We start from the raw sequence: 16722 nt of genomic DNA, 5'->3' as shown, positions 1-16722 counted from the left end.
AGACGGCGACCTCCCAGGGCGCCTTTCCGCCGATGTCCAGGCCGATGGGCGCGTGCAGCTTGCCGATGGCGGCCTCCGCCACCCCCGCCGCCCGCAGCCGGGCCAGCCGCTCGGGCAGGCGGGCGCGGGCGCCGAGCAGTCCGACATAGGGGGCGGGAGACGGCAGGGCCGCGCAAAGGGCCGCCTGATCGGTCTCCAGGTCGTGGCTCGCGACGGCGACGGCGGTCCAGCGGTCGAGGCCGATCGCGGCGAGGGCCGCCGCCGGCTCCTCGCGACGATAGGCGACGCCGGAGATCGGCGGAGGGCTTTGCGGCCCCTTGGGGCGGACCAGCGTGGTCTCCAGCCCCGACTGGGCGCCCAGGCCGGCGATGGCCAGGGCGGCGGGATCGCCGCCCACGACGATCAGGCGCGGCGCCGGCTCGTAGGCGCGGGCGACGGCGCCGGGCCACGGCCGCGTCCCGTCGGCGGGCCCGCAGACGCGGCGGCGGCCGTCGCTGAGCCACAGCGCCGGACGGCGGGCGTCTTGCGCCGCCAGCAGCTCCGCCAGCGCAACGTCGTCCGCAGCGACCCGCTCAAGGAAGATCTCGATGCGCGCGCCGCAGAGCAGGCGGATGTCGGGCCAGGGGCTGCCCTCGCCATAGACCAGGGTGCGCGGTTCGCCGTCGGCGAGGCAGGCCTCGGCGTGGCCGGCCACGTCGCCCTCCACGCAGCCGCCGGAGAAGTAGCCCGCAACGATACCGTCGGCGAACGCCATCTGGGCCCCGGGCGGGCGCGGGCCGCCGCCCTCGACGGCCGTCAGGGTCGCCAGCACCATGGGCCGGCCGGCCGCCCGGGCCTTGCGCAGCGCGGGGCGGACGTCGTCGGCCATGCCGAAGAGGGGCCACTCGGGCAGCGGATCTTGCATGTGTGGACCTTAACTCCCCGGCAAGGTTCCAGATACGGGTTCTTTAGGCATCTTCGTCAGGATGGCCGCCGTCAGGTTCAGTAAGAGCGTCTCCAGACCGCATGACCTCTCCCCTAGATAAGCTCGGATTGGGCTCCGGCCAGTTCCCCCTGGACCAGGTCCATGGGACGGCCCGCGGCCGGCCGCCCCAGGCGGAGGTGCGGGACATCCTGGAGATCGCCGCCCGCTCGCGCCTGCCGGTGTTCGACGTCGCCGGCCGCTCGCCGCAGGCCGAGACGATCCTCGGCCAGGTGGCGCCCAGGCCCAACCCGTTCCGCGTCTCCATCTCCACCGTCCGCCCCGACAAGGGCCCGGAGGTCGTGGAGGCCGAGGCCCGCGCCGCCCTGCGCCGCCTGAACCTGGACCAGGTCGACGTGATCTTCGTGCCCTCGGCCAGCGACCTGTTCGGCCCGCACGGCCTGGCGCTCTGGACCCGCCTGCAGATGATGCGCGACCAGGGCCTGTGCCGGCGCATCGGCGTGTCGCTCTACGCGTCGGACGATCCGGTGGGCGTGGCCCGCCGCTTCCGGCCCGACGTGGTCCAGGCGCCGGCCAGCCTGCTCGACCAGCGCCTCCTGGTGGACGGCACCCTGGCGGCCCTGTGCGAGATGGGCGTGGAGGTGCATCTGCGCTCCATCTTCCTGAACGGCCTCCTGTTCCTGCCGCCGGACCGCATTCCGAACCAGCTGAAGGGCGCCGCCGGGCGCCTGTCGCGGGCCAGGCGCCTGATCGCCGAGGGGCGGAGCGATCCGCTGCAGGCCGCTCTGGGCTTCGCCCTGTCCCGTCCGGAGGCCGCCGCCGTGCTGGTCGGCGTGACCTCGGCCGCCGAGCTGTCGGCGGTGATCGCCGCCGCCTCCAGCCCGCCGCCCGACCTCGACTGGGACGAAATGGCCCTGGACGATCCGGTGGCCCTCGATCCCCGGAGCTGGGCCGCCGCCTAGAGCGGCTCCCCCTCCGGGCCGCTCAGAAGGAGCCCCCGCCATGATCCTCGCCATCCTCCAGGCCCGCATGACCTCGCCGCGGCTTCCGGGAAAGGCGATGGCGCCGCTGCGGGGGGAGCCGATGATCTGGCGGCAGGTGGAACGCATCCGCCAGGCCCGCTGCCTCGCCAAGGTGATCGTCGCCACCAGCGCCGAGCCGGTGGACGATCCCCTGGCCGCCTTCCTGCTCGCCCGCGGTCAGACCGTGTTCCGCGGCGCCTCGGAAAATCTCTCCGAACGCTTCCTGCGCTGCGTCGAGGCCGCCGGGCCGGTCAGCCACGTGGTGCGGCTGAAGGGCGATTCTCCGTTCATCGACGCCGGACTGATCGACGAGTGCGTCCGCCTGGCCCTGAATTCCCGCGCCGCCTACGTCTCCAACCGCGTGCGCCCGAGCTTTCCCAAGGGGCTGGAGGTGGAGGTCGCGGCCGCGCGCATCCTCTTCGCCGCCGCCGCCAAGGCCGAGCCGGAGGAGGCGCGCACGACCTCGCCCTTCGGCCTGGTGCGCCGTCGGCCGGACCTGTTCGACCAGGCCCACTTCCGGGCGGGCCGGGACTGGTCGGCGCTGGACTGGCGGGTGAAGACGCCGGCGGACTTCGCCTTCGCGCGCGCGGTCTACGACGCCCTCCATCCAGCCGATCCGGCGTTCGGCATGCGCGATGTGCTGGACGTGCTGCAGAACCGGCAGGACCTGGCGCGCTGGGCGGCCTAGGTCCGGCGCCGCGACGGCGCCCTCAGGCGATGATGTCCGGGGTGAGCATGTCCTGCAGGCGGGTGATCTCGTCCTTCAAGGCGAGCTTCTTGCGCTTGAGGCGGCCGATCACCAGCATGTCGGGCATGGCCGACTGGGCGATGGCGTTGACCGCGACGTCCAGGTCCCCGTGCTGCTGGATCAGGTCGGCGAGCCTGGCGCGAAGCGCCGCCTCGGCGTCGCCGCCATCGAGATGATCGTTCATGCAATCCCGCCCGCCCGAGCCAACTGGGCGGATGATGCGCAAAGCTGCACCCTGCGGCAAGCGGCCGTTGGCGGCGGCTCAGCCAAGCGCCCGGGCGAGCTCGACAAGGGCCGCGTCCGGGGCGCGCGGGCCCCAGGCGGCGCTGGCCGCGCGAAGGGCGCTCACCGCGTCGGCGCCGCCGGTCCCCAGCAATTCGAGAGTCTCCAGCAGAACCCGCTCGGCCCGCAGTTCGGCGGCCTTGACGTCGTCGCGCAGCCCCTCGCGGGCGCGGTCGTCGACCGGCGGCAGCGGCGGCTTCAGCCCCCGGCGCACGGCCCGCAGCGGCAGCAGGGCCGTCTGGTCCCAGGTGCGGGCGATCGCGCAGGCGCGGGCGAGGATCGCCTCGTCCTGGGCCCCGGCGTACGCCGCCCAGAGCAGCAGCGAGGTGTTCTGGCCGTGCAGGTCCTGCAGCTTGAGGCAGGCCTCCGGAACGCCAGGGCGCGCGTAGACGGCGAGGGCCCAGTCCCAGATCGCCATTCACGCCTCGCCGGCGAGCGGGCCCACGTCGCGCCCCCAGCGCCGCACGGCGTCCCACGAGAGGCCGAACAGGTCGAGCGCGCGGCCGACGGACTGGTCCACCATCTCCTCGAGGCTGGCGGGCTTGGCGTAGAACGCCGGCAGGGGCGGGGCGATCACGGCGCCCATTTCGGCCAGCCGGACCATGGTGCGCAGGTGACCGAGGTGCAGCGGGGTCTCGCGCACCATCAGCACCAGGGGGCGGCGCTCCTTGAGGGTGACGTCGGCCGCGCGGGTGATGAGCGAGGAGGTCACGCCGGTGGCGATCTCGCTCATGGTGCGCACCGAGCAGGGCGCGACGATCATGCCGAGGGTCGGGAAGGAGCCGGAGGCGATGGACGCGCCCACGTCGCCGGGCCTGTGCGCCACGTCGGCCCGCGCCGTCACCTCGGCGAGGGAAAGCGCCGTCTCCTGGCTAAGGGTCAGGGCCGCGGCGCGGGTGAGGACCAGATGGGTCTCCACGCCGAGCTCCCGGCAGGCGTCCAGCACCCGCAGGCCATAGACCACGCCGGAGGCGCCGGAGAGGCCGACCACCAGCCTAGGCCGTTCGGATTTCGCCATCTGAGCCTTTCCCGCGCCTGCGCTGCAGGCGCCGATCAACCACCGCCCGCTGCAAACATATGTGATCTGACAGCGTCAGCCAGCGGGTGTTCACTTTGCAATAGACGTTCAAAGAAGGAGGCTTAACCGATGGCCGTTGAAGCTCGGATCCGCGAACTCGGCTCGCGCCACAGCGCCCTGGAAGACGCGATCCACGAAGAGATGACACGACCGGCCGCCGACGACGTCAGACTGAAGGAGCTCAAGCGACAGAAGCTGAAGCTCAAGGAGGAAATGGAAACCCTCCGCGCCAGACTCCACTGATCCACGGATGAAAAAAGGCCCGCGTTCGCGGGCCTTTTGCATCGCAGGCGCTCGTGCCGGTCAGTCGTCCGTGTAGCCTTCGTCCTCGAAGACGGGCTCCTCGGGCGCCGGCTCGGCCGACAAGGGTTCCTCGTAGTCGCCGGCCGCGCGCAGCGTCGGGCCCTCGGGCTCGGTCACGCCCCGGCGGGCGTCGTCCTTGGCCTTCTTGTCGGCCGCCTTGCGGACGACCGCGTCCAGCTCGAGCTGGGTGGCGAGGCCGAGGGTGACCGGGTCCACCGGCTTGATGTTGGCCGAGTTCCAGTGCGTGCGGTTGCGCACCTGGTCGATGGTGGCCTTGGTGGTGCCGAGGAGGCGCGCGATCTGGCTGTCCTGCACTTCGGGGTGATTGCGCAGGAACCAGGCGATCGCGTCCGGCCGGTCCTGCCGGCGCGAGACGGGCGTGTAGCGCGGCGCCTTCTTGACCGGCTTGAGCAGCTCGGCGTGGCGGCTCTTCTGGGCCTTCATGCGATAGGAGGAGTTGGCCTGGGCGGCGTCCAGCTCCTCGCGGGCGAGCTGTCCGTTGGCGATCGGATCGGCGCCGCGGATGTCGCGCGCCACCTCGCCGTCGGCGATCCCCTTCACTTCCAGCGGGTGCAGGCCGCAGAAGTCGGCGATCTGCTCGAAGGTGAGCGAGGTGTTGTCCACGAGCCAGACGGCGGTCGCCTTCGGCATCAGGATCTCGGTCATGGGCAGGCTCTCGAAATGACGGCGCCCGACCTTTCGGCCGGGCGCGAGGGTATTGACGTTTGATATAGGCCTGTTCCGCCTGCAAGAAAACGACAATCGTCCGATCAGGCGCAGAGCTCCAGGAGCGCCTGGGCGTCGTGGGGCGCGGCGGCCTTCATGTCGTTGTCGAAGTAGCAGTAGACGTCGCGCCGGCCCCGCCGCCAGCTGGTGATGCGCTCGGAAAGGGCGGAGAGATCCCCCTGCGGGTAGCGGCCGTGATAGCGGCCGCCGGGCCCGTGCAGGCGCACATAGACGAAGTCCGCCGTCGTTTCCCAGGGCGAGGGGGCGGCGTGATGGTCGGAGATGCACAGGGCCGCGCCGTGGCGGCCAAGCAGGTCGAAGACCGCCGGGTCGTACCAGCTGGGATGGCGGAATTCGACGGTGCGGCGAACCCGCGCCGGCAGCAGCTTCAGGAAGGCCTCCAGCCGCTCGTCGTCGCGGCGCAGGCTCGGGGGGAGCTGGATGAGGGCCGGGCCCTCGGCCTCGCCGAGCCCGCTCATTCGGCCGAACACCAGCTCGACGCTGTCCTCGCAGTCCCTGAGCTTCTTGTTGTGGGTGATGAAGCGGGAGACCTTCCAGGCGAACAGGAACCCGGCCGGCGCCGCCTCGGCCCAGGCGGCCACGGTCTTCTCGCTGGGCAGGCGATAGAAGCTGCCGTTCACCTCGGTGGTGTCGAAGCGGCTGGCGTACCAGGCGAGGCGGTCCTTGGCGCGGACCCCTTCCGGATAGAAGGAGCCGGCCCAGTCGTCATAGGTCCAGCCCGAGCAGCCGATGCGCAGCGCCGTCATGGACGGGTGAGTCGGCGCGCCCGGGACTGGTTCCGTTTCAGTCGAAGCTGCGGTGGGCGACGATCTTCAGGCCATAGCCGCCGGAGCCCGGCAGCACGGTCTTGGACGAGGTCAGCAGCACCATGTCGCGCACGCCGAGATCGAGCAGGATCTGCGCGCCGATGCCGTAGTCGCGCAGGATGCTGGCGCCGCGGTCCTCGGGGGACTGGCTGTGTCCGTAGCGTTCGGACAGCCAGGCCGGATTGGAGTCGCGGATGAACACCGCCACCCCCGCGCCTTCGTACTCGGCGATCGCCTTGAGCGCCCGGGGCACGTAGTCGCGGCGGGCCTCGACGTGGCCCAGCATGTCGGCGGCGAAGTCGACGCGGTGCATGCGGACCAGGGTGGCCTTGTCCGGGTCGATCTTGCCCTTGGTCAGCACCACGTGCTCGGTGCCGTCCAGGATGTTGCGGTAGATCACCATCCGGAAGCGGCCGCCGTAGGCGGAATCGAACGGCGTCTCCAGCACGCGCTCGACCTGGCGCTCGGTGCGCCGGCGATAGGCGATCAGGTCGGCGATGGTGCCGATCTTCAGGCCGTGGAGCTGGGCGAAGGCGACGAGGTCCGGCAGGCGCGCCATGGAGCCGTCGTCCTTCATGATCTCGCAGATCACCCCGGCGGGGTTCAGCCCCGCCATGCGGCTGATGTCCACGGCCGCCTCGGTGTGTCCGGCCCGGACCAGCACGCCGCCGTCCTTGGCCACCAGAGGGAAGACGTGGCCCGGCGCGACGATGTCGTCGGGGCCCTTGGTCGGGTCGATCGCCACGGCGATGGTGTGAGCCCGGTCATGGGCCGAGATTCCGGTGGTGACCCCCTCGCGCGCTTCGATGGAAACGGTGAAGGCGGTGCCGTGGCCGGACTGGTTGTCCGCGGCCATCGGCGGCAGGCGCAGCTGGCGCGCACGCTCGCCGGTGATCGACAGGCAGATCAGGCCGCGGGCGTGCTTGGCCATGAAGTTGATCTGGTCGGGGGTGGCGAACTGGGCCGGGATGATGACGTCGCCCTCGTTCTCCCGGTCCTCGGCGTCGACCAGGATGTAGGGCCGGCCGTTGCGCGCGTCCTCGATGATGTCCTCGATCGGACTGATCGCCGAGGACAGGGATTCCTGGGCCGCGGCCTTGGCGGGCTCGGCGCCGGGTTGGACCAGATAGGGGGTCTTCATGTCGCTGCTCGCGTGTTCAGGGCCTGCCGCATTCTCGCGAACTCCATCACCTGCTGGGCCACCGTGGCCAGTTGCCAGGCGTCCTTGGCGTCGAGGCACTCGCCCCGTTCGTCGAACAGGGCCGCCCCGGCGTTGAGGGCCGCGCCGAACGGCGTCGGCCAGCCACGCAAGGCATGTATGATCGCGCGCAGCGCCGTCAAAGTGGTTCCGGCGGCTTGCCAGCCGTCGGCGGAGATGATGCAGCCGACCGCCTTGCCCTGGAAATAGGGCGCAGGGTCGCTGCGGGTGAGCTCCAGGGTGTCCAGGGCGTTCTTGATCACGCCGCTGACCGAGCCGTGGTAGCCGGGGCTGGCGATGATCACGCCGTCGGCGGCGCGGATCGCTTCGGCCAGATCGCGCTGCGCGGGGGTGGGCTCGCCTGGCCGAGGGTCGAAGATCGGCAGGCTGGCCAGGAACTCCCCGCCCAGCAGGCGGGTCTCCGCGCCGCCGGCCTCGGCCGCGCGCAGGGCCACCGTCAGGGCCTTCTCGGTCGAGGACCCGGCGCGGATGGTGCCCCCAAGGCCGACGATCAGGGGGCGCTCGCGAGGGGCGCTCACGCCTCCACCGCCGCCGGCTGCACCGCCGTCTTCAGTTCGGTCTTCAGGATCTTGCCGTTGGCGTTGCGCGGCAGGGTCTCGGGCCAGAAGATCACGTCCACGGGAACCTTGAAGGCGGCCAGCCGCTCGCGGACGAAGGCCCGCAGGTCCCCCGCCGTGGCGGTTCCGCCGGGCTTCAGGTGCACCACCGCCACAGGCTCCTCCCCCAAGGTCTTGTGCGCCCGGCCGACGAGGGCCGCGTCCATCACGTCGGGGTGTTCGTAGAGCACGTTCTCCACCTCGACGCAGTAGATGTTTTCCCCGCCGCGGATCAGCATGTCCTTGGCCCGGTCGATGATGAACAGGAATCCCTCCTCGTCCAGACGGGCGAGGTCGCCGGTGCGCAGCCAGCCGTCGACGAAGGTCTGGGCGGTGGCCTCGGGCTTGTTCCAGTAGCCGCGCACCACCTGCGGGCCCTTGACCCACAGTTCGCCGACTGCGCCGGCCGGCAGGACGACGGCGGGGTCGGCCGGATCGCGGATCTGCATCTCGCCGACCGGCGCGGCGGGGCCGGCGCTGTCGGGGCGGGCCTCGTAGTCGCGTCCCAGGTGCGAGGTGAAGGTGGCGGTGGTCTCGGTCATGCCCCAGCCGTTGCCGGGCAGGCTGGCGGGGAAGACCTCGACGATGCGCCGCACCAGTTCGGGCGCGGACGGGGCGCCGCCGTAGGTGACCTGCTGCAGGCTGGACAGGTCATGGTTCGCCCGGGCCGGATGCTCGATGATCTGCCAGGCGATGGTGGGCACCCCGCCGGTGGCGGTGACCTTCTCGCGCTCGATCAGGCGCATGGCCTCCTCGGCCTCGAAGCGCCGCATCAGCACCAGCTTGCCGCCGCCGTTGATCGCCGGCGACAGCGTGGCCGAACAGCCGGTGGCGTGGAACATCGGCACCACGAGCAGGGTGACGCGCTGGGGCAGCTTGTGCGGATCGGACTCCGGCGGCGGCTCGCCCCGGCGCAGGAAGTTGCGCGTGGCGGCGATGCCGCTGGCCATGATGTTGGACGTCATGTTGCGGTGCGTGCCCAGGGCGCCCTTGGGCCGGCCGGTGGTGCCCGAGGTGTAGAAGATGGTGGCGTCGTCGTCCGGGTCGATCGCCACCCCGGGCAGGGGTTGGTCGGGCAGCCCGCCCCAGGCGTTCACCGGCCCGATCACGTCCTCCAGGCGATGGACGCGCTCGCCCGGGACCGCGCCGGCGTGGCGGCAGACGTAGACCTTCTCCAGGGCCGGGCAGGCGGCGAGGTGAGGGGCGATCCGCTCGAGCCGCTCGTCGTCCACGAGGGCGACCTTGGTTCCGGAGTCGGCCAGGCCGTATTCCAGCTCCGGCCCGGTCCACCAGCCGTTCAACGGGGTGACGATGGCGCCGCAGAGCACGCCGGCGAAGAAGGCGACCGGCCATTCGGGCAGGTTGCGCATGACGACCGCCACCCGGTCGCCCTTCCGCACGCCGTCCGCCTGGAGCTGGCGGGCCAGGGCGATGGTCGCGCGGGCGAAGCCCTCGTAGGTCGCGCGGTCGTCCTCGTAGACCACGAACTCGCGGTCCTGGAAGGCGCGGCCGTTGAGGAAGACGTCGCGCAGGGTGGGCGGGGCGTTCTTCCAGACCCGCGTCGTCACGCCCCGGATGGTCTTCTCCTCCATCTCGAAGCGCTGGCCCGGCGCGGTGAGCCGGGCGTGAGCCTCGGCGATGGTCATCACGGGCCAGGGGGCGGCGGAAGGAGAAGCCTGGGACATGCTTATGAGGTCTCGAGAATGCGTCTGAGCGAAAGGCGCGACCGTGGCCGCACTGAGATAATGGTCCCTACCGCGCAGGGGAAAGCAAATCCGCCGGCCCGGGGGGCGGCAGGATGGGCGCGCCGATGTCGGGGATTCGGGGCCGGGCGCTTTCGCCCGACCCCGAATGTGGACTAGGCCTCGGCCTTCTCGCGGCGGCCGGCGCCGCGCTGCTCGGCGTAGGCGGCCTTGAGCTCGTCGAGCTCCTTGGCGTAGCGCTCCTGGGCGTCCTCGCGCAGCTTGGGGATGTGGTAGCTGGGGAAGAGGTCGTTGTCGGGGCGGTAGTCCTTCAGCACCTGCTTGGCCACCGTGACCTTGTGCACCTCGGTCGGGCCGTCGGCGATGCCCATGACCAGGCTGGACGTCACCATGTGCATGAACGGCATCTCGTTGGAGACGCCGAGCGCGCCGTGCAGGTGCGCGGCCTTGGTGGCGATGTCGTGATAGACCTTGGGCATGGCCACCTTGATGGCGGCGATGTCCTTGCGGACCTTGTTGTAGTCCTTGTGCTTGTCGATCAGCCAGGCGGTGCGAAGCACGAGCAGGCGGAACTGCTCCAGCGCGATCCAGCTGTCGGCGATCTGCTCCTGGACCATCTGAAGGTCGGAGAGCCGCCCGTCGCGGGTGGTGCGCGAGACCGCCCGGCGGCACATCAGGTCCAGGGCGTGCCTGCAGGCCCCGACCGTGCGCATGGCGTGGTGCACGCGTCCGCCGCCCAGGCGCACCTGGGCGATGACGAAGGCCTGGCCGCGGTCGCCGAGGAGCGCCTCGGGCCCGACGCGCACGTTGTTGTAGCGCACATAGCCCTCGTTGCCGCCGCCGATCTCGCCGCCGCCGCCGACGCCGACGTTGCGGATGATCTCGACCCCGGGAGTGTCGGTGGGCACCAGGAAGATCGAGGTGCGCCGGTAGGGATCCTTGGCGTCCGGATCGGTGATCGCATAGACGACCAGCAGCTTGGAGTAGCGGGCGTTGGTGGAGAACCACTTCTCGCCGTTGATGATCCAGTCGTCGCCGTCCCTGACCGCGTGGGTCTTGAAGGTCAGCGGGTCGGAGCCGCCGGTCGGTTCGGACATGGAGAAGGCCGAGCGGATCTCGCCGTTCAGCAGCGGCCAAAGCCACTTCTCCTTCTGCGCCTCGGTGCCGTAGTGGGCGATGATCTCGGCGTTCCCCGTGTCCGGCGCCTGGCAGCCGAAGACGGTGGGGGCGAGACTGTTGCGGCCGAGCTTCTCGTTCATCAGGGCGAGCTTCAGTTGGCCGTAGCCCTGGCCGCCGAGTTCCGGCCCCAGATGGCAGGCCCAAAGGCCCTGGGCCTTCACCTTGTCCTGCAGCGGCTTGATCAGCTTTTCGCGGCCCAGCGAGCCGTGGGCGATCATGCCCAGGTGGGAGAGGGGCTCCACCTCCTCGCGCATGAAGTCCTCGATCCAGTCGAGCTTCTTCTGGAACTCCGGATCGGTCTCAAAATCCCAAGCCATTCAATCCTCCCGCGTCAGTCGCCGGCCAAAAATTCGAAAAGTCGGTATGCGCGCGCCCGCCGAAAACGCCGCCGGACGCATTCCGCCGCGAGTATCAAACGTCTGTTCGCCTGACGCAACGGCGCCGATCGGGGGACGTCTCAGAAACGGCCGTGGCGGCCTTCGCCCTGGCTGAAGCGGGCGGCGCCGGCCTGGGCCTCGCCGGACCGCAGGGTCTGCGTGCCCAGGCGGTGCTCCAGGGCCAGGACCGCGTCGTGCTCCAGCGACCATTGGGCCAGCGCCAGGGCGCGGTCGTTGCGCAGGCAGGTCTGGGGAAAGGCGCTGAGCCGGGCGGCCAGCTCGAGGGCCGCTTCGAGCGCCTGGCCCGGGGGGACGACGCGGTTGGCCAGGCCCATGGCGTGCGCCTCGGCGGCGCCCACCGGGCGGCCGGTGAGGATCATGTCCATCGCCCGCGACTGGCCGACCAGGCGCGGCAGGCGAACCGCGCCCATGTCGATCAGCGGCACGCCGAACCGGCGGCAGAAGACGCCGAACACCGCATCCTCTGCGGCGACGCGCAGGTCGCACCAGCAGGCGATCTCCAGGCCGCCCGCCACGGCGTGGCCCTCGACGGCGGCGATCACCGGCTTGGACAGCTCCAGCCGCGTGCAGCCCATCGGGCCGAGGTCGCCGGTGGCGATGAACGGATTGCCCTGCTCCTGGCTCACCGCATGCAGATCGGCGCCGGCGCAGAACGCCCCGCCGCGGCCCTGCAGGACGGCGACATCGACGTCCGGGGCGGCGTCGAACGCCTTGAAGGCGTCGTAGAGCGCCCGGGCCGTCGGACCATCGACGGCGTTGCGGCGCTCCGGCCGTTCGATGGTGACGACCGCGGTCCGCCCTCGCGTCTCGACGCTGACGGACGACACCGCCCTAGATCCTGACGAAGGGCAGGGCGTTCGTCGGCTTGCCGTCGATCGCCAGCAGCGCATTGGCCACGGCCGGCCCGATCACGGGCGTGCCGGGCTCGCCCACGCCGCTCGGCGGATTGCCGGAGGCGACGATGTAGGTCTCCACGGTCGGCGCTTCGCTCTGGCGCAGGACGCGGTAGGTGTCGAAGTTGGCCTGCTCGACCGCCCCGTCCTTCAGGGTGATGGCGCCGAAGAGCGCAGCCGACAGGCCGTAGCAGGTCCCGCCCTCCATCTGCGCCGCGATCTGGTCGGGCGAAATGGCGACGCCGCAGTCGATGGCGGTGACCACGCGGCCGACCCGGGGCTCGCCGTCCTGGATCTTGACCTCGGCGACCTGCGCCACCACCGAGCCGAAGCTCTCGTGCACCGCAACGCCGCGGGTCCAGCCCTCGGGGGCGGGCGTGGTCCAACCGGCCTTCTCGGCCGCCAGGTCCAGCACCGCCAGATGCCGGTTGGCGCCGGCCTTGGCGTAGAGGGCGCGGCGGTACTCCACCGGGTCCTTGCCGGCCTTGCGGGCGAGCTGGTCGATGGTGTGTTCCATCACAAAGGCGGTGTGGGTCGCCCCCACCGAGCGCCACCACAGAACCGGCACGCCGGTGTCGGGCAGGATCGCCTGGGCGTCGACGTTGGCCGTGGCCTTGAGGTAGGGCGAGCCCTTGGTCCCCTCGACGGCGGTCTCGTCCAGGCCCTTCTGCGGCATGGGCGAGCCCTTCATCAGCGACTGGGTGACGATGCGGTGCCGCCAGCTTGTCGGGTAGCCCTCGGCGTCGGTGACGATGCGCACCGCATGGTGGGCGATGGGCCGGAAGTAGCCGGCCCGCATGTCGTCCTCGCGGGTCCACACCAGCTTCACCGGCCGGCCCTTGCCCGCCTTCTTGGCGATGTGCACGCACTCCACCACGTAGTCGGACTGGAAGTTCGCCCGGCGCCCGAAGGACCCGCCGGCGAACAGGGTCTCGATCTCCACCGCGCCGGGCAGGTTCAGCACGATCTTGGCGGTGTTGAGCTGGTCGACCGTGGGAATCTGCGAGCCGAAGGTCAGCTTGGCCTTGTTCCCCTTGACCTGGGCCACGCAGTTCATCGGCTCCATCGCGGCGTGAGCCAGGAAGGGGAAGTCGTAGGCCGCCTCGAACACCTGCGGGCCCGTGGCCGTCTCGTCGACCGTCCCCCTGGTCTCGAAGGCTTCCCACTTCAGCTTGTCGTTCAGGCCCTTGCCGGCGACGAGGTCCTTGTACATGGCCAGGATCTGGTCGGAGCCGCGCTTTTCGGCCTTGTCCTCGTCCCAGGTCACCTTCAGGGCCTCGCGCCCCTTGTGCGCGGCCCAGGTGTTCTTGGCCACCACGGCCACGCCGCTCGGGATCTCCACCACCTCGACGACGCCGGGGACCGCCTTGGCCGCCGCCGCATCGAACGAGGCCACCTTGGCGCCGAACCGCGGCGCATGGGCGACCATGGCGATCAGCAGGTCCGGCGCGGTGACGTCCTGGGTGAAGCGGGCCGTGCCGTCGCTCTTGGCCTGGGCGTCCTTGCGGCGGACCCGGTCGGTGCCGATCAGGGTGAAGTTCTTCGGCTCCTTCAGGGCCGGGGATTCGGGCGGGGCGACCTGGGCCGCCTCGGCCAGCAGCTCGCCGAACCCGGCCGACCGCCCGGAGGCCGCATGGCTGACGACGCTGTCCTTCACCGTGATCTCGCCGGCGGGGACGTTCCACTTGGCGGCGGCGGCCTGGACGAACATGGCGCGGGCTGCGGCGCCGGCCTTGCGCAGCTGGTCCCAGGAGTTGGCGATGGCCGTGGAGCCGCCCGTGCCCTGAACCCCCATCAGGGTGTTGCCGTAGACCTTGGCGTTGGCGGCTGCCTGTTCGACCTTGACCTTCGTCCAGTCCGCGTCGAGCTCCTCGGCGACGATCGCCGCGAGCCCGGCGTGGTTGCCCTGGCCGAACTCGATGTGCTTGGAGACCACGGTCACCGCGCCGTCGTCGCCGATCTTCACGAACGGGCCGAAGGCGCCGAAGTCGTCGTTGGCGCCGAGGCTCAGCATGTCGGCGGGCGAGCAGCCGACCAAGAGGGCGCCGCCGGCCAGCGTCGCGCCGACCACCACGTCGCGGCGGGTGGCGCCGATCCGGGAAGGGTTCACCGGAGCATTCATGGGTGGTCCTCCGATCAGGCGGCCGTAGTGGGGGCGGTCGTGGCGGGGGTGGTCGCGGCGGAGGCGGCCTCCTTGATGGCCGCGCGAATGCGCTGATAGGTCCCGCAGCGGCAGATGTTGCCGTCCATCGCCGCGTCGATGTCCTCGTCGCTGGGGCTTGGATTGGCCTGCAGCAGCGCGGCGGCCGACATGATCTGGCCCGACTGGCAGTAGCCGCACTGGGGCACGTCGAGCTTCACCCAGGCCTGCTGCAGCGGATGCTGGCCGCCCAGGCTCTCGATGGTCGTGATCTTGGCTGCGGAGACCATCTCCAGGGTGGCCGAGCACGAGCGGATCGGCTGGCCGTCGGCGAGCACCGTACAGGCGCCGCACTGGGCGATGCCGCAGCCGTACTTGGTTCCCGTCAGGCCGAGCTCATCGCGCAGGACCCAAAGAAGCGGCGTGTCCGGCGCGGCGTTGACAGCCACCGACTTGCCGTTGACGTCGAGAGTCGTGGCCATTGGCGCAGCCCTCCAGCGATTTGAGATTGGATCTGAACAGCGTTCAGCTCGCGAACCTAACCTGAGCCGGAGTGGCGGTCCAGCCCGTCACGGGCTAGGGTTTGCAGCCCGAAGGGAGTCACCGATGCGTACCCTGCTGTTCGCCCTCGCCGCCGTCCTGGCCTGCGCCGCGCCTGCTGCGGCCGCGGATGGAGCCAAGCTCTTCGCCCTGCAGTGCAAGTCCTGCCACGGCGCCAAGAGCACGCCGATGGGGCCGACGCTGAGCGGCGTCTTCGGAGCCAAGATCGCGGGGCGGTCGGACTACGCCTATTCAAAGGGACTGAAGGCGAAGACGGGGACCTGGTCGGCCGAGAATCTCGACGCCTACCTGGCCAAGCCCGCCGGGTTCGCGCCCGGAACCCGAATGCTCACGGCTGTTCCGGACGCCGCCAGCCGGGCGGCTCTCGTCGACTATGTTCGGACGCTGAAGTGAGCGGCGGTCCCGCGCCGCTTGGGCTTCTGGGACGCTAGGCGCCCGTGGACGCCTTTCCCGCATACTTCCCCCTCGCCGGGCGAAGGGTGGTGATCGCCGGTTCCGGCGAGGCCGCCGAGGCCAAGGCGCGGCTGTTCGACGGCTCGCCGGCGCGGGTCGAGCGCGTCGAAGGCCCCGCCGCCTTCCTGCCGGGGACCTACGCCGGCGCCGTCCTCGCCTTCGTCGCCAGCGACGACGACCTGTTCGCCCAGGCCGCCGCCCGCGCCGCGCGCGCTGCGCACGTGCCGGTGAACGTGGTCGATCGGCCGGCCGCCTGCGACTTCACCACGCCGGCGGTGATCGACCGCGGCGAGGTGGTGGCCGCCATCGGCACCGGCGGCGCGTCGCCGATGCTGGCGACCCTGCTTCGCCATGACATCGAAACGCGGGTGCCGGAGGGCGCGGGACGCGTGGCGGCGCTGTTCCGTCGCCTGCAGGACGAGGTGCGCGCCGCCCTGCCGGACCTCGCCCAACGCCGCGCGTTCCTGCGGAGCCAGCTGAGCGGGCCCGTGGCCGAGGCGGCCATGGCGGGAGACACGGAGACGGCGGCCGAACTGCTGCGCGCGGCGCTGGCGCAGGGCGCGGCCGGCGCCGGACGGGTGGTGTATGTGGCCGGGCGGGGTCCGGCCGATCTCCTGACCCTGCGGGCGGTGCGCGCGCTCGCCGCCGCCGACCTCCTGATCGCCGACCCGGATGCGGACCCCGCGATCCTGGCCCTCGCCCGGCGCGACGCCGAGCGCCTGGAGGCCGCCGAGGCCACGGCCGAGGCGCTGATCGCCCTGGCGCGGGCCGGGCGCACGGCCGTGCGGGTGGTCACCGCGCCGGCGGACGCGGCCGAGCTTCGGGCCCTGGCCGCCGCGGGCGTCTGCGTCGAGGTCCCGCCGGCGGCCGTGGCCTGATGGAGAGCCTTCGGCCGGAAGACCTCGCCGCCGTCCTGCTGTCGCTGAAGGTGGCGGCGGCCGCGACGATCGCGAGCGCGCCGGTCGCCCTCCTCACGGCGCTGGCCCAGGCGCGGGGACGCTACGGGGTGCGGGTGGCGCTGGACGCTCTCGTCACCCTGCCGCTGGTGCTGCCGCCGGTGGCGACCGGCTATGTTCTGCTGCTGCTGTTCGGCCGGCGCGGCCCGCTCGGGGCGCTGCTGGAGAAGGCGGGGATCGTCTTCGCCTTCGACTGGACCGGCGCGGCCCTCGCCGCCGCGATCATGGCCTTTCCGCTGATGGTGCGGCCCATGCGGCTGGCGATCGAGGCGATCGACCGCGAGGTGGTCGAGGCCGCCCTGACCTTGGGCGCACCGCCGCTGATGCGGTTCATCCGCGTCACCTTGCCGCTCGCCGCGCCGGGGGTGGCCGCCGGGGCGATCCTGGGCTTCGCCAAGGCGCTGGGCGAGTTCGGCGCGACCATCACCTTCGTGGCCGCGATCCCGGGCGAGACCCTGACCCTGCCTTCGGCCATCTATGCGGCCGTCCAGTCCCCCGGCGGCGAGGCCAGGGCCGCGGCGCTGTGCCTGGTGGCCGCGACCCTGGCGGTCGCGGCCGTGCTGGTCTCGGACGCCGTCGGGCGGCTGGCCGTGCGCGCCGCCCGCGGGCGGGCGGACTGACCTAGCGGGGCGCCATCCGGATGGCGCCGGGCCGGCGGGTGTCCGCGCCCGGGAAGGAGGCCCCGGGGGGGCGGGGGGCGGCGAGCGCGGCGGACA

Annotated in this window: 18 protein-coding genes and 1 pseudogene; 6 read left to right on the top strand and 13 right to left on the bottom strand. The window is 71.7% G+C overall.

The genetic code is table 11. The features are described 5' to 3' along the window. Positions 1 to 43 precede the first annotated feature (43 nt). Positions 44 to 814: pseudogene (locus tag ACK4YQ_RS01960) on the bottom strand (XdhC family protein); the annotation flags it as partial. A gap of 191 nt (positions 815 to 1005) precedes the next feature. Between ACK4YQ_RS01960 and ACK4YQ_RS01955 the strand changes: the two are divergent. Beyond that, a complete protein-coding gene (locus tag ACK4YQ_RS01955; protein ID WP_409607733.1) occupies positions 1006 to 1884 on the top strand; it encodes a bifunctional regulator KidO in 879 nt (292 codons plus the stop codon). Positions 1885 to 1924: 40 nt separating this feature from the next. After that, positions 1925 to 2632, top strand: a complete 708-nt coding sequence (locus ACK4YQ_RS01950) for a cytidylyltransferase domain-containing protein (protein ID WP_409607731.1) — start codon at positions 1925 to 1927, stop codon at positions 2630 to 2632. A 22-nt stretch (positions 2633 to 2654) separates the two neighbouring features. Here the strand turns inward: ACK4YQ_RS01950 and ACK4YQ_RS01945 are convergent, their stop codons facing one another. From ACK4YQ_RS01945 to ACK4YQ_RS01935, 3 genes are all read right to left on the bottom strand, one after another. Then, the gene (locus ACK4YQ_RS01945; RefSeq protein ID WP_409607729.1) at positions 2655 to 2876 is read right to left on the bottom strand and encodes a YdcH family protein; all 222 of its coding nucleotides are present in this window, start codon (positions 2874 to 2876) and stop codon (positions 2655 to 2657) included. A 78-nt stretch (positions 2877 to 2954) separates the two neighbouring features. After that, complete coding sequence (locus ACK4YQ_RS01940) at positions 2955 to 3392, bottom strand: TIGR02444 family protein (protein WP_409607727.1); 438 nt, start codon at positions 3390 to 3392, stop codon at positions 2955 to 2957. Further along, positions 3393 to 3992, bottom strand: coding sequence for a UbiX family flavin prenyltransferase (locus ACK4YQ_RS01935; protein WP_409607725.1), 600 nt, complete (start codon positions 3990 to 3992; stop codon positions 3393 to 3395). It lies immediately after the preceding gene. Positions 3993 to 4121: 129 nt separating this feature from the next. Here ACK4YQ_RS01935 and ACK4YQ_RS01930 point away from each other — a divergent pair, with 129 nt between their 5' ends. After that, positions 4122 to 4295: a YdcH family protein gene (locus ACK4YQ_RS01930; RefSeq protein WP_409607723.1), complete on the top strand. Its 174-nt coding sequence runs from the start codon at positions 4122 to 4124 to the stop codon at positions 4293 to 4295. A gap of 60 nt (positions 4296 to 4355) precedes the next feature. Here ACK4YQ_RS01930 and ACK4YQ_RS01925 read toward each other — a convergent pair whose 3' ends face one another. From ACK4YQ_RS01925 to ACK4YQ_RS01885, 9 genes are all read right to left on the bottom strand, one after another. Continuing rightward, positions 4356 to 5021, bottom strand: coding sequence for a DUF1013 domain-containing protein (locus ACK4YQ_RS01925; protein ID WP_409607721.1), 666 nt, complete (start codon positions 5019 to 5021; stop codon positions 4356 to 4358). Positions 5022 to 5125: 104 nt separating this feature from the next. After that, positions 5126 to 5848 carry a DUF72 domain-containing protein gene (locus ACK4YQ_RS01920; protein WP_409607719.1) on the bottom strand — a complete coding sequence of 241 codons (723 nt, stop codon included), beginning with the start codon at positions 5846 to 5848 and terminating at the stop codon, positions 5126 to 5128. 37 nt (positions 5849 to 5885) lie between these two features. After that, entirely contained in the window at positions 5886 to 7049 is a 1164-nt protein-coding gene (gene ribB, locus ACK4YQ_RS01915; RefSeq protein ID WP_409607717.1) for a 3,4-dihydroxy-2-butanone-4-phosphate synthase, read from the bottom strand. Continuing rightward, positions 7046 to 7645 carry an NADPH-dependent FMN reductase gene (locus ACK4YQ_RS01910; protein ID WP_409607715.1) on the bottom strand — a complete coding sequence of 200 codons (600 nt, stop codon included), beginning with the start codon at positions 7643 to 7645 and terminating at the stop codon, positions 7046 to 7048. The genes ribB and ACK4YQ_RS01910 overlap by 4 nt, the downstream gene beginning before the upstream one ends. Then, a complete protein-coding gene (locus ACK4YQ_RS01905; protein ID WP_409607713.1) occupies positions 7642 to 9408 on the bottom strand; it encodes a class I adenylate-forming enzyme family protein in 1767 nt (588 codons plus the stop codon). Before ACK4YQ_RS01905 ends, ACK4YQ_RS01910 begins: the two co-directional genes overlap by 4 nt. Before the next feature lie 173 nt (positions 9409 to 9581). Continuing rightward, complete coding sequence (locus ACK4YQ_RS01900) at positions 9582 to 10922, bottom strand: acyl-CoA dehydrogenase family protein (RefSeq protein WP_409607711.1); 1341 nt, start codon at positions 10920 to 10922, stop codon at positions 9582 to 9584. 140 nt (positions 10923 to 11062) lie between these two features. After that, positions 11063 to 11830: a crotonase/enoyl-CoA hydratase family protein gene (locus tag ACK4YQ_RS01895; protein ID WP_409607709.1), complete on the bottom strand. Its 768-nt coding sequence runs from the start codon at positions 11828 to 11830 to the stop codon at positions 11063 to 11065. 4 nt (positions 11831 to 11834) lie between these two features. Next, a complete protein-coding gene (locus ACK4YQ_RS01890; RefSeq protein WP_409607707.1) occupies positions 11835 to 14018 on the bottom strand; it encodes a molybdopterin cofactor-binding domain-containing protein in 2184 nt (727 codons plus the stop codon). Between the two features lie 14 nt (positions 14019 to 14032). After that, positions 14033 to 14518, bottom strand: coding sequence for a (2Fe-2S)-binding protein (locus ACK4YQ_RS01885; protein ID WP_409607705.1), 486 nt, complete (start codon positions 14516 to 14518; stop codon positions 14033 to 14035). A 124-nt stretch (positions 14519 to 14642) separates the two neighbouring features. Between ACK4YQ_RS01885 and ACK4YQ_RS01880 the strand changes: the two genes are divergently transcribed. The 3 genes from ACK4YQ_RS01880 to modB are packed head-to-tail and all read left to right on the top strand — an operon-like array spanning position 14643 to position 16626. Further along, positions 14643 to 14990: a c-type cytochrome gene (locus tag ACK4YQ_RS01880; protein WP_409607703.1), complete on the top strand. Its 348-nt coding sequence runs from the start codon at positions 14643 to 14645 to the stop codon at positions 14988 to 14990. 44 nt (positions 14991 to 15034) lie between these two features. Continuing rightward, positions 15035 to 15928, top strand: a complete 894-nt coding sequence (locus ACK4YQ_RS01875; RefSeq protein ID WP_409607701.1) for a bifunctional precorrin-2 dehydrogenase/sirohydrochlorin ferrochelatase — start codon at positions 15035 to 15037, stop codon at positions 15926 to 15928. Then, positions 15928 to 16626, top strand: coding sequence for a molybdate ABC transporter permease subunit (gene modB / locus ACK4YQ_RS01870; RefSeq protein WP_409607699.1), 699 nt, complete (start codon positions 15928 to 15930; stop codon positions 16624 to 16626). Before ACK4YQ_RS01875 ends, modB begins: the two co-directional genes overlap by 1 nt. The last annotated feature ends 96 nt before the right edge of the window (positions 16627 to 16722 follow it).

The organism is Phenylobacterium sp., assembly GCF_046291545.1.
GTDB lineage: Bacteria > Pseudomonadota > Alphaproteobacteria > Caulobacterales > Caulobacteraceae > Phenylobacterium.
The sequence above is the reverse complement of the archived record's forward strand: the minus strand, read 5'-3'. Positions and strand labels throughout refer to the sequence as shown.

Bases quoted from the DNA above. Each gene is read 5' to 3' on its own strand.
- ACK4YQ_RS01905 (WP_409607713.1), bottom strand. From the start codon at position 9,408: ATGTCCCAGGCTTCTCCTTCCGCCGCCCCCTGGCCCGTGATGACCATC.
- ACK4YQ_RS01890 (WP_409607707.1), bottom strand. From the start codon at position 14,018: ATGAATGCTCCGGTGAACCCTTCCCGGATCGGCGCCACCCGCCGCGAC.
- ACK4YQ_RS01920 (WP_409607719.1), bottom strand. From the start codon at position 5,848: ATGACGGCGCTGCGCATCGGCTGCTCGGGCTGGACCTATGACGACTGG.
- ACK4YQ_RS01930 (WP_409607723.1), top strand. From the start codon at position 4,122: ATGGCCGTTGAAGCTCGGATCCGCGAACTCGGCTCGCGCCACAGCGCC.
- ACK4YQ_RS01880 (WP_409607703.1), top strand. From the start codon at position 14,643: ATGCGTACCCTGCTGTTCGCCCTCGCCGCCGTCCTGGCCTGCGCCGCG.
- ACK4YQ_RS01935 (WP_409607725.1), bottom strand. From the start codon at position 3,992: ATGGCGAAATCCGAACGGCCTAGGCTGGTGGTCGGCCTCTCCGGCGCC.
- modB (WP_409607699.1), top strand. From the start codon at position 15,928: ATGGAGAGCCTTCGGCCGGAAGACCTCGCCGCCGTCCTGCTGTCGCTG.
- ACK4YQ_RS01940 (WP_409607727.1), bottom strand. From the start codon at position 3,392: ATGGCGATCTGGGACTGGGCCCTCGCCGTCTACGCGCGCCCTGGCGTT.
- ACK4YQ_RS01885 (WP_409607705.1), bottom strand. From the start codon at position 14,518: ATGGCCACGACTCTCGACGTCAACGGCAAGTCGGTGGCTGTCAACGCC.
- ACK4YQ_RS01900 (WP_409607711.1), bottom strand. From the start codon at position 10,922: ATGGCTTGGGATTTTGAGACCGATCCGGAGTTCCAGAAGAAGCTCGAC.
- ribB (WP_409607717.1), bottom strand. From the start codon at position 7,049: ATGAAGACCCCCTATCTGGTCCAACCCGGCGCCGAGCCCGCCAAGGCC.
- ACK4YQ_RS01925 (WP_409607721.1), bottom strand. From the start codon at position 5,021: ATGACCGAGATCCTGATGCCGAAGGCGACCGCCGTCTGGCTCGTGGAC.
- ACK4YQ_RS01955 (WP_409607733.1), top strand. From the start codon at position 1,006: ATGACCTCTCCCCTAGATAAGCTCGGATTGGGCTCCGGCCAGTTCCCC.
- ACK4YQ_RS01950 (WP_409607731.1), top strand. From the start codon at position 1,925: ATGATCCTCGCCATCCTCCAGGCCCGCATGACCTCGCCGCGGCTTCCG.
- ACK4YQ_RS01945 (WP_409607729.1), bottom strand. From the start codon at position 2,876: ATGAACGATCATCTCGATGGCGGCGACGCCGAGGCGGCGCTTCGCGCC.